The 12,018-nt window shown below is 60.0% G+C and carries 6 protein-coding genes and 1 rRNA gene; all 7 read right to left on the bottom strand.

Annotated features, from left to right (window positions below; genetic code table 11):
• Positions 1 to 18: 18 nt before the first annotated feature.
• The gene (locus EQV96_RS21995) at positions 19 to 522 is read right to left on the bottom strand and encodes an OmpA family protein (RefSeq protein ID WP_095002463.1); all 504 of its coding nucleotides are present in this window, start codon (positions 520 to 522) and stop codon (positions 19 to 21) included.
• A gap of 7 nt (positions 523 to 529) precedes the next feature.
• Positions 530 to 1,801, bottom strand: a complete 1,272-nt coding sequence (locus EQV96_RS21990; RefSeq protein WP_095002462.1) for a diguanylate cyclase — start codon at positions 1,799 to 1,801, stop codon at positions 530 to 532.
• Positions 1,798 to 2,373 (bottom strand): YfiR family protein, encoded by a 576-nt coding sequence (locus EQV96_RS21985; RefSeq protein WP_095002461.1) that lies wholly within the window; start codon positions 2,371 to 2,373, stop codon positions 1,798 to 1,800. Before EQV96_RS21985 ends, EQV96_RS21990 begins: the two co-directional genes overlap by 4 nt.
• Before the next feature lie 182 nt (positions 2,374 to 2,555).
• Positions 2,556 to 4,640, bottom strand: a complete 2,085-nt coding sequence (gene recD / locus EQV96_RS21980; protein ID WP_240882401.1) for an exodeoxyribonuclease V subunit alpha — start codon at positions 4,638 to 4,640, stop codon at positions 2,556 to 2,558.
• Complete coding sequence (gene recB / locus EQV96_RS21975; RefSeq protein ID WP_095024389.1) at positions 4,637 to 8,326, bottom strand: exodeoxyribonuclease V subunit beta; 3,690 nt, start codon at positions 8,324 to 8,326, stop codon at positions 4,637 to 4,639. The genes recD and recB overlap by 4 nt, the downstream gene beginning before the upstream one ends.
• A complete protein-coding gene (gene recC / locus EQV96_RS21970) occupies positions 8,326 to 11,775 on the bottom strand; it encodes an exodeoxyribonuclease V subunit gamma (RefSeq protein WP_150628828.1) in 3,450 nt (1,149 codons plus the stop codon). Before recC ends, recB begins: the two co-directional genes overlap by 1 nt.
• Before the next feature lie 141 nt (positions 11,776 to 11,916).
• A 5S ribosomal RNA gene (gene rrf, locus EQV96_RS21965) occupies positions 11,917 to 12,018 on the bottom strand; the annotation flags it as partial.

The raw sequence follows: 12,018 nt of genomic DNA, 5'->3' as shown, positions 1-12,018 counted from the left end.
TGCTACGGACCCGGCTTATCAGTCGGCAATCACCACAATCGACACACGGCGGTTTTCCGTACGCCCGGCCCGGGTGTTGTTGCTGGCTACCGGCTCGCGACTACCCAACCCACGGACCTGGATATTCTCAGGGCGCATGCCAACTTTGGTCAGGGCCTTGACCACGCTGTTGGCGCGGCGTACCGACAGTTGCTCGTTGTAGGACTCCTTGCCCGAAGAGTCGGTGTGACCATCCACCCGCACCCGCTGGATATCGGCACCCAGCAAGGCCGTGCCGATACGCTCAACGATTTCCTGGCTCTGTGGGTTAAGCACTTCAAGGTCGCTGCCAAACAGCACTTTGCCCGAAAGACCAAATGCCCAGCCCTCCTCGGTCAACTCAAAGCCCTGTTCCTTGAGGACCGCAATCTGCGCCGGGGTCAGACCCTTTGGCGGGGGAGTCTGGCAACCGGTCAACGACAACGTGGCCAACAACAAGGCAACGCTGAAAAACTGCAGATAACGCTGGGTCAATGCACGCATTTTTGAGTTAGCTCCTGATATTTACGGTGTTTGCGGGGTGCTCCGACTCCGCTACATGTTGCCCGCCTCGGGCGAGGCGCTTGGCCTGGTACATCGCCGAGTCCGCTGCACAGAGCAGTTCCTGGGCGCTTGCACCATGTTCGGGGTAGACGGCAATGCCGATACTCAGCGATGTCACGACACTCACCTGCCCCGGCAGTTCGATGGCCTCCAGCATGCTGGCAATGATCTTCTCGGCAATGCGCTGGGCATCTTCTATTTTGTGCAGCGGAGTCAGCAAGATCGCAAACTCGTCACCGCCCAGGCGCGCCACTACGTCGTCTTCACGCAGTTGCGCACGAATGCGCGTTGCTACCGCTACCAGCACCGCATCACCGGCGGCATGGCCGTAGGCATCATTGATACCCTTGAAGCGGTCACTGTCGAGAAACAGCACCGCAGCCTTATCCCGCGTTTTATTGAGCGAGCGCAGAGTGCGCGTCAACCGGGCTTCAAAGTAGGCGCGGTTAGGCAGGTTGGTGAGCGAATCGTGGCTGGCCTGATGGGCCAGGGCCTCATTTTCGTTTTGCAGATGGCTTTGCCATGACTCCAGCTCGTCGAGCAGGGCATTGAAGTCGTTGCCCAGACTGTCGAGCTCGGCAATATGCGCGGGCGGTACGCGACGATCGAACGCACGTTCACGACGGGCAGCGTGGGCCACTTGCGCCAGCTGCTGCAAAGGCCCGGTAATGCCATCCAGCAGCCGGCGCGACAGGTACAGCGCACTCCAGGCACTGAGCGCGGTACACACCAGCACGCCAAGCAAGCCGCTAAGCAAAAAACGCAGCATATTGGCGCCATGCCCGCGCAGAACGACCCGGCCAACCTCCTGGCCCTGATGCAAAATCGGCATGCTGATCGGCTGCTGCAGCAAGCCATCGGCCAACAGCATCTCGACCCTGGACAGCAGATCGGTTTGCGGACGCTGCCATTGCGCGAGCAGTTCACCCTCGGCGGTATACACCTGAGCCTCGGCGACCGCTTCGGTGGAAGCAATCAAGGCCAGGGCCTCGGTTGCTGCCCCGGGGTCGTCAAACACCACGGCCGCTTCCACGGTGTAGTTGATGGAGCGGGCAATCAGGTGCAGGTTGTGATCGGCATAGACCTTGAGCGCCAGCACGCCCAGCAGGGTCATGGAGGCGCTGGCCAGTGTCACCGCAACCAGTGCCACGCCAAGATGCCCACGGCGCAACACCGAACGTAGCCGGCGACGTCGTTGCGGCGCATTCAACCCGCTCATGGCTGCGCCGCCCGACGGCGTGACAGTTGCAACACGCTGGGGTGAATACGTACACCGCTGCGGGCGACGGAGTCGAGGTTGACCTCGAACGACACTTGCTCATCACGCACATGCAGGCAAAACAGGCTGCCCACGGTGCATTGGTCACCGTCTTCGCTGATGCTCAGCACCGCCTTGGTGTTGAGGCTGCTAAACAGGCGACTGCGCTCGTCGGCGCTCAGCTTGCCCAGGTATACCGCGTTGCAACTGCTGGCGATGCCGGGGTCACTCGCCAGCACGCGACGCACCTGCACCGGTCGGCCAGTAGACTGGGTCGCGCCCTTGAGCAGGTCATCGGTGTATTCGGTGGGGCCGATCACGCACAACTGCAGTTGTGCCGGTTCTGTGGGCCAGCGCGCATAACTGAGGATGCCCAGCACAACCTGGGTCACGGCCTTGGCGCGCTGATCCGCCAGGTTGATGGGCGTTTGAGCCTGAACCAGACAAGGAGTGCTCAGCAGTAACAGGCAAAAGGAAATCAGCCGTAGCCGCCATCCAAAGTGCTGTTCTGTCGATGAGACAGCCACATCCATGCGGGATTTCTCTGAGATCTTTATGGGAATAGTGTCGTAACGATAGCACGACAACCGTATTAACTGTGATACAGGTCACATTGGACGCGCCATTTCTTGTGGGAGCGGGCTTGCTCGCGATGGCATCACCCAAGTTTGCCAGCTCCCATAAAAAAGTACCCCGATCAGGATCAAGACTTCGGCTATCCCAGCCCCAGCATCAACCCGCTCAGGCGCTTGACCTTGCGCTGTACGGCCTCCTCAAAAACTCCCGCACGCGGCTCTATCAGACTGAACCAGTGCTTGGCCCGGGTGATGCCGGTATAGATCAGCTCTTTCGTCAACACCGGGTTGAGCGCTTCGGGCAGCACCAACGCCGTATGGGAAAACTCCGAGCCCTGGGATTTATGTACGGTCATGGCATAGACCGTCTCGACATCATTGAGCCGGCTTGGCAGTACAAAACGGATGCCGCCCTGCCCGTCGTTACGCGCGAAAGCCACCCGCAATACATGACGCCGGGCCTGACCATCACCCTCGGGAAGTGTGAGGGCGATGCCAATATCGCCGTTCATCAGGCCCAGTCCGTAATCATTGCGGGTCATCAGCACCGGGCGGCCTTCGTACCAATGCCGGTCGCCATCAATCAGCTTGCGGGCAAACAGGGCGCCGGTGATACGCTCATTCAGGCCCTCCACGCCCCACGGTCCCTTGCGCACGGCGCAGAGCACCTGAAAGGCCTCGAACGCCTGCAGCACGTTACCCGCCCATACCGCCCAACACGGGTCTTCAAGACCGCTCTCGGTGTCTGGTCGCTGATCGCGCAAAACCTCCAGGTAGTGCCGATAGCCTTTAGCCTCTGTCCCCCGCCCTTCCAGCGCCAGACGTTCAAATGCGCGGTCCTGCTCACCCTTGAGGGGCAACGCAAAGAGGTCGGCATGGCTGCCTGCCGTCAGCAAGGCTCGCGCTTCGCGGGGCAGTTGCTGGTTGACCAGACGCGACAGCTGGCCAATACCGCTGCCCTCACCAAAGCGCCGCGAGTGGCGCAGCATCACTACCTGCTGCGCCAGCGGGTGCGTACTGTCCAGGTCTTGCTGCAAACCACTGGCACTGAGATTTTCGCCGCTGACCTGCTCCAGCCAGTTACGGGTTTGCGGGGTATACCAGCCCGCTTCGGCGTCGCGGCACAAATCACCCAGCACGGCACCGGCTTCAACCGATGCCAACTGGTCCTTGTCACCCAGCAGCACCAGCCGCGCATGAGCAGGTAGGGCATCGAGCAAATTGGCCATCATTTCCAGATCGATCATCGACGCCTCATCAACCACCAGCACGTCCAGCGGCAAGCGATTGCCCGCATGATGGCGAAAATGCCGCGTACCGGGGCGGCTGCCGAGCAGGCGATGAACAGTGGTCACGTCGCTGGGGATTTTTTGCCGGACCTTGTCGTCCACTTCCAGGGATTTGACTTGCAGGCTGATCGACTCTGTCAGGCGCGCAGCCGCCTTGCCGGTCGGTGCCGCCAGGCGAATGCGCAAAGGCGTGCCCGCCTCTACCGCCGGTGCTTGCAACAACGCCAGCAAACGCACCACGGTGGTGGTCTTACCGGTGCCGGGGCCACCGGTGACAATGCTGAAAGCTCCCCGCGTGGCCAGGGCGCAGGCCAGTTTTTGCCAGTCAATCGGCGCATCCTGTGCAGGTCTGCCAAACAAACCGTCAAGGCGCGTAGGCAAATCCGCCGGTGTCGCTTCAGCCATCGCCAGACGTTGGCGCAAGGCACCGTCGATTCGACGTTCATAGGCCCAATAGCGACGCAAATACAGACGCCGCTCACTCAATACCAAGGGTCGGCTGGCCGCATCCGCAGACGACCGGCCCGCGTGTTCAACCAGCGGGCTGGTTTGCAGGGCCTTGCACCAGGCCTCGCCGTCCAGGGCCTCAAGCAGTTGCGAAGGCAGCAGCATGGCGCCGGTTTGCACATCACCTTCGGGGGGTAAAGAAAGTGCAAAGTCCGGCTCTTTCAGGGTTTCAAACAAATCCAGGCACACATGACCGTGGCCCAGTTGATGGCTGGTCAGGGCCGCCGCCAGCAACACCAGGGGGTCGCCCTGCGGATCGCGCTCATGCAGGAACGCGACGAAGGCCTTATCCAGAGCGCGCAACCAGCCGCGCTCGACCCAGCGTTCAAGTAACAACAGCAAATCCTCGGCCCGGCCCAGCGGTTGAAGCAGGGCCAGGCTTTCGGCCGTCAATGGCGTAGGCAACAGTTCGGCAAACGAACGACTCATAACAACACTCCCTGTTCCCACGCCGGTTCAGCTGTTTTCGGCAGCGGTTTGCCCTGGAACATCAGGTCCAGGCTTTCGATCAATAGTCTGGGCGGGCGGGTGAAAAACACGCCCTGTCCCTGGGCGCGGGTACCACGCAAAAACAGATACAGTGCGCCGCCCATATGCTGGTCGTAGTCATAGCCGGGCAATCGAGCCTTGAGCTGACGATGCAAAGCCAACAAATACAGGACATATTGCAGGTCGTAGCGGTTGTCCAGAATGGAGGCGGTCATCGCCTGCTCGGTGTAGGCCGAATCATCGGTACCCAGCCAGTTGGATTTGTAGTCCGCCACGTAATAACGCCCCTGGTGCTCAAAGGTCAGGTCGATAAAGCCCTTGAACATGCCATTGAGCAGGCTCGGCTCGGCCCCCGCCCGCGCGGCGCCACCGTGGGTATGCTGACGCACCAGTGTGTCCATCTGCACAACATCGACCTTGTGGCTGGCAAACCAGAATTCCATTTCAATCTGGTACTGGCTCAACTCACTCAAGACCACAGCGGGCTGACCATTATTCAGACGCAGCGGTTCATCTTGCAGATGCTGCAGCCAGTCACTCAAGGTTTCGATCCAGCCTTGCCAGCCACGCCGGTTGCAGCGCCGTGCTACAGCGTCCTTGATCGCTTCGGGGTCGGCCTTGAAGCCTTCGCTGCCCGCCCATTCAAGCAGGCCATGGAGAAAAGTCCCGGGATTTGGCCCACGGGGGAAGCGGTGAATATCACCTCCACTGAGCAACACTTCACGCGGTGCCTCAGGGTCGAGTCGCTCATCATCCGAGAGCTTTTGCGCCAAGGCACTTTCAGGTGCTTCGGCCGGGCTGAGGCTGTCACCAATGCGCAGTGCGCTATAGGAAGCGATCCACCAGTTTTCAGCGGCACGGCGGCCCGGGATCAGCGGCTCAAGCAAGGTTGCCTGGTTGAGCGGTGGATAAAAATGCGCCGCGTCAGCAGCTGGAACGGGTTCGCACTGCAGGGCGTCGCAACCTTGCTGCACCTCGGCCAACCAGCTCTGCAAGCCCGCCGACTCGGCCAGCATGGCACCACCACCCAGCAAATAACCCAGGGCGCAGAGGTGCAAGACCGAGCGATTGCTATTGCCGCGCTTGAGGTCGGCAACCCCCAGCCAACACGCATGCCGGGCACGGGTCAGGGCTACATACAGCAAGCGCAGGTCTTCGGCCAGACGCTCGTCATCGGCCTGGGCAATCAGCTCTGGCGTCGGTTTCAAACTGACCTGGGCGTTGCCCGCAGCATCGTGGAAGTGCAGCGGCAGACGACTGCCATCCACCGGTTTTGCTGAGCAGATAAACGGCAAAAACACCAACGGGTACTCCAGCCCCTTGGACTTGTGGATAGTCACCACCTTGACCAGTTGCTCGTCACTTTCCAGGCGCAGGATCTGCTCTTCACCCGCCTGGCCGGACAAGGCCAGGTGCTCGGCCAGATGACGGATCAGCGCCTGCTCACCGTCCAGCTCGGCTGCGGCTTGCTGCAACAATTCGGACAAGTGCAAGACGTTGGTCAGCACGCGCTCGCCATCGGGGCGGGCAATCAGGGCCTGGGGCAGTTCAAAGTCATGCAGCAGACGACGCAACATGGCGAGTACCCCTTGCTTGCGCCAGGTTTCGCGGTAACCGCGGAACTGCATAACGCGTCTTTCCCAGGCCAGTTCGTCCTGGTTCAGACGCTCCAGCTCAACCAGCGGCAAGTCCAGGGTGATACAGGCCAATGCGGCACGCAGTGGACGCTCGACGTCAGGCTCGGCGCAGGCCTTGAGCCAGGCCAGCACATCATGTGCTTCCTGCGCGGCGTACACCGAATCCTTATCCGACAGGTAAACGCTTCGCACACCACGGCTCGATAATTCTCTCCGCACGGCCTGAGCTTCCTTGCCGTCACGCACGAGAATCGCGATGTCGGCAGGTAATACGCCACGCAGTGCTTCGCCGTCCTTGATAAAACCGCAGCGCCCTTGCTGGCCACCATTAAGCAGCTCGACAATCTGGCTGGCACAGGCGGCCGCCAGATACTGACGATACACAGCACCCGACAGCGGTTGCTCGGAGGGCAATTGCCAGAGCGTCAGGGCGCTGACAGGCTGGCCATCAAGCTGCAGGACTTCCTTACGCCCTTGGGATTTAACCGAAACAAAGGGCACGGGGTTTTCTGAACCCTCGCGGAACAAAAATGCACCACGTCCGCTATCGCGCAGCTCCGCCCGCTCAAAGACATGATTGACTGCCTTGACCATGGCGTGACTGGAGCGGAAGTTGGTATCCAGCGTGTGCAAGCGCCCTGCAGTCGCCTGACGTGCGCGCAAGTAGGTGTAGATATCCGCCCCGCGAAAGGCATAGATAGCCTGTTTCGGGTCGCCAATCAAAAACAGCCCGGTGTCTGGGCAATTGTCTTCAATCCGGTAGATGGTCTCGAAGATACGGTACTGCACGGGGTCGGTGTCCTGGAACTCATCGATCAGCGCCACGGGGAACTGTTCACGAATCAGGGTCGCCAGGCGATCACCGCCATCGGCCTGCAATGCCGAGTCCAGGCGCAGTAGCATATCGTCGAAACCCATTTCGGCACGGCGGCGTTTTTCTTCTTCAAAACGCACACTCACCCAGTGCGCCGCATGCTGCAGCACGGCGGCGTCCGGGCTCGGCAAGGCATCGAGCGCGGCCTTGAGGCCGGGCATGGCATCCAGGCCCGGATGCTGCGGGGCAACGCCTTTCCAGGCTTCGGCCATACCGTCGGGAGTCAGACGCGTGAAGCCGGTACCCAGATCAAGCTGCTCCTGATCTTCGTCAGCCGCCCAGGCGCTGAGCTTTTCAAACCAGGGTTCAAAATACCGGGCCTGCATTTTACGACCGTCGACCGTTTTGCTGGCCACGCCCTGCAGGCAGATCTCACGCAGCTCTTGAGCCCATTGCAACCAGGGGGCTTTAAGCTGCACCAATGCCTGGCGGCGCTCCAGCAAGCAGGCTTCGATCATTTGTGCAGGCGTTTGTTCAGCATTGGCTGGCTGGCGCGAGCTACCAAACAACGCTCGCACGCGCGGCATCAAGGCGGCGGGGCCGCTCCAGTTGGCACGCACCCAGTTCAGCGCGTCGCCGTGCATGGGGTAGCAAAACAGCCGCCAGTAATCGCGCAGCACTTCGCCCAGCAAGTCGCTGTGATCGGTTTCCAGGGTCTGGGTAAACAGGCTGCCGCTATCGAAAGCGTGCTCGCGCAACATGCGCTGGCACCAACCGTGAATGGTCGAGACCGCAGCCTCGTCCATCCATTGGGCGGCGATATCCAGACGCCCGGCGCAAGCAGCCCACTGCTCGGGAGCAAACTGGTCACGCAGTTCTTCGACCAAGGCATCCGGCGCGTCGATCTCGCCACGAAAATAGCGTGCGGCTTCTGCCAGGCGGGTACGGATGCGGTCGCGCAGTTCTTTGGTGGCAGCATCAGTAAAGGTCACCACGAGAATTTGCGGTGGTAATAGCTCACGGCCAAAACCCGATTCTACGCCGCCGTGCCCCAAAATCAGGCGCAGGTAGAGTGCCGAGATCGTGAAGGTTTTACCGGTGCCTGCACTGGCCTCGATCAATTGGCTACCGCGCAGGGGAAATGCCAGGGCCAGCGGTAATGTTTGCTCGCTCATTAGCGGGATGCCTCGCTGTTTAATGAGCGCCAGGGCGCATCAAAAAGGGGTCGATAGAGGGCATCGCACCACTCTTCGAATTCGTCGCCAGCCATCAAGGCCGCATAGTCAGGAAACTGCCGGGCCAGGGCGGCGCTTTCACGGCGCTCGCCGTCACTGGTTTGGCCATCACCCTCATAGGCTTTTTGCGCCGCCGCATCGGCCTTGGCCGGATCTGTCTGGGCCAGCCAGGCAAAAGCAGTTTTTACCGCGACAGGCAGCGGGTGGCTCATCCCGACTTTCCAGGCAGTGAGCAAGTTGCCAAGAATCTCCCGGGCCTGCCTGGTGTCCAGAGGTTCGAGCAGCAAGGTGTCATCACTGGCCACCAGGGCGGTCGTCATCTGCAGGCCACAGGCGCAGGCTGCCAGATGGTTTACCCATGGCCGGGTCAAACGGTGCCATTTCCGGGTTTTGATCGCACCAATGCTATTAGGAATAGTGGTAACAGACAGTAAGCCCTTGTCGCTACGCTGGTGCAGATTGCCGAGCCAGCCTTCCAGCGTCAGACCTTGATCCTCAAAACTGACAGGCAACGCGCTGTTTAGCGGTGTAGGCCAAAGAGCCAGCAGTTGCTGATAGCGCTGTAGTACATCTGGTAATGGCTCGATTAGTTCGTGTTGCAGGCACTCTCCAAACCCGGCCATGGGCAGCAAACCGCTGCCTTGCAGGCGCTGGGCACGGGTATGCAAGGCGCTTTCCAGTTGATCCGGCTGCGCCAGTGCAGCTTCAAGCAGGCTGTCGCTCAAGGTGTAGCGCTGCAATGCGTCGAGTACGAAAGGTTCTTCATCGGCCAAAGGTACTTCCGCTGCCTCAAAGAATACTTTCAGGCGCTGACTAAAGAAGTGGCGCACTGGGTTTCGCAAAAAATCCTGTAACTGCGTCAGGTTCAGTGGTTCTTCCTGGATATGCGCGCCAAGCGTGCCGGGACCAACGGGCTCCGGTTGTGGCGCATGCAAGCGCTGCCATTCACGCGCATAGCTGAACAGGTTAGGGTTGCCTTCATGAAAGTAACGAGTGCTAAAGGGTTGCAGTGGGTGCTCTTGGGTCATGGCCTCAAGCAGGTCGCCGCCCCCTTGCAGATGCCAACCACTGGCAAGGTGGTCACGCAGCTGGCCAATCAGGACACAGGCCGGACGCTCGCTGTTGTCGCGAATACTGCGCCCTACCCAGCTGATATAAAGCTGATCACGAGCCGAAAGCAGCGCTTCAAGAAGCAGGTAACGGTCATCTTCGCGGCGCGAACGATCGCCCGGGCGGTAATCGCTGCCCATCAGATCGAAGTCCAGCGGCGGCTGGGCTCGCGGGTAGTCGCCGTCGTTCATGCCCAGCAGGCATACCAGCTTGAAGGGGATGGCCCGCATCGGCATCAGGGTGCAGAAGTTGACCGCCCCGGCCAGGAAACGTTGTGACAACTTGCCCTGGTCAAGCCCGGTAAGCCAGGCCTCGCGTACTACGGTCAGCGGTAACTCATCCTGCAGACCAACCAGTTCACAGGTTTCGAGCCAGGTTTCGCGCAGCTCTTCAAGCTGGGCCAACAGGTAGTCGTCGTGCTCTGTTTCGGCCTGGAAAAACAGCTGCACCAAAGCCTGCAGGCGCTCGCCCCAGAGCTGCGGCAATGCCGGTTGCGAGAGCTCCTGATGAGCGATTTCCAACGCATCGAGCAAAGCTACCAGCGGGCCGATCAGTACGGCATCCAGCCCCCCGATCTCATCGTAGGGCTCAATACCGTCGCAGGCCTCACCACTGCCTACGGCATATCCGAGCAACATGCGGCGCAAACCAAAACGCCAACTGTTTTGCTCCAGTTGCTCGGGCAAACCAAGACCGGCACGCTGCTGCGCATTCAACCCCCAGCGAATGCCAGCGCCTTCAATCCAGCGATGCAAGGTTGGCAAGTCGCGCTCTTGCACCTTGAAGCGGGCGCGCAGTGATGGCACGTCGAGCAAATCCAGGATTTCACTGACGGGGAAACGGCTGTCAGGCAATTTAAGCAAGTGTTCGAGAGCGATCAGCAATGGATCACGACCACGCTGCCCCTGGTCGGCCAGGGTGTAGGGAATAAAGCGCCGATCATCACGTTCGATTTGCCCAAAAACAGCACGGATATGCGGCGCGTAACTGTCCACATCCGGCACCATCACAATCACATCACGTGGCTGCAACTGAGGGTTCTCGCTGAAACGTGCGAGCAACTGGTCGTGCAGGATCTCGACTTCACGCTGCGCACTATGCGCAACATGGAAGCGTATTGAGCGATCCTGTGCCAGATCGATGGCGGGCCATAGCTCCCGGGTTTCGTTGAGCGGGCGCAGCTCAAGAATATCGTCCTGCAACTGGTTGAGCAGGTTAAGCGGTTCAACTTCGCTGAACAGGTCGATACGGCCATCGCGAAAAGCTGCGCGATAACTGTTGGGCTCGTCGTAGCTGTCGAGCAGGTTGATATAGTCACGGCCTTGTTTACCCCAGGCAGCCAGCAAGGGATGGGCATGCTGATGCAGGGTATCCAGATCAAGTGCTGTAGGCATGCCGCTTTTGCGGGCCTGACGTTTGTACTGATGACGCAGCAGATCTTTATCGGCAACGATGTCAGACCAATGATGGCGGCAAGGGTTGTGCACACACAACAATACCTGGCTGAAGCGGGCGAGCCCGGCCAGGGCTTCAAGTGCCTGAGCAGGCAGTGACGAGATGCCAAAAACGATCACCCGCGCGGGCAAGCCGGGCGGGGCTTGCTCGAGGCTGTTGATCTTGTCCATAAAACGCTGATGAACGCCGGCACGGCTCTGTGACATGCCCTCTTCACCTACATCGAGCAGAAGCGCACGCCACAACTCGGCCTGCCAGCAGTTAGCCGGGCTCAGGGCCGGGCTTTCGCCCCGGGCGTTACGCAATTGATGGCGACCTGCGGCCCAGTCCTCAAGCCAGTCGGCGCGATATACCTGATATTGGTCGAACAGGTCGGCAAGACGCTCAGACAGCTGATAGCGCTTGCGCAGATCGGTGTCGTGAGTCAGGAAGCGCTGCAGGGGTTCGAAGTGCGGCTGATCGATAAGGGCAGGCAGCAGGCGCATCAGACGCCAGGTCAGCGGGGCTTTATCGAGCAATGACTTGGCGGGGATTTCTTCACTGCCCAGTACCAGCCGATAGAGCTGCCACAAAAAACTGCCGGGCAACTGCACGTCCACGGCTGCAGCAATACCGCAGCCGCCGAGGTCGTCGTCGCGGGCATCTTCGGCAAGAGCCAGCTTTAACCATTGGGCGATGCCGTTACTCTGCACCAGAGCAATTTCGTTCTCCAGAGGAGCCAGCGGGTAAAGGCGCATCCAGCTGACAACCAGGCTGCGTAACTCATCGAGGCGGTTGCCATGAACCACCATAAAACCCGCATTGAGAGGCGTAGCAACCGACATGACGGCATCCTTAGGAGAAAGCGAAATCCAAAGGCGAACCTTAACATTGCTCGGCAATGGAGGCTTGAAGCTGCGGCTGTTTTTCTGCGCACAAAAACAAACCCCCTATCTGCGTTAGCAGACAGGGGGTTTGGAATTTAATCTTGACGATGACCTACTCTCACATGGGGAAACCCCACACTACCATCGGCGATGCATCGTTTCACTACTGAGTTCGGGATGGGATCAGGTGGTTCCAATGCT

The organism is Pseudomonas sp. TMW22080, from assembly GCF_022496745.1.
Taxonomy (GTDB): domain Bacteria; phylum Pseudomonadota; class Gammaproteobacteria; order Pseudomonadales; family Pseudomonadaceae; genus Aquipseudomonas; species Aquipseudomonas bubulae.
Note: the sequence above shows the minus strand (reverse complement) of the source record. Positions and strands in the feature narration are given on the sequence as shown.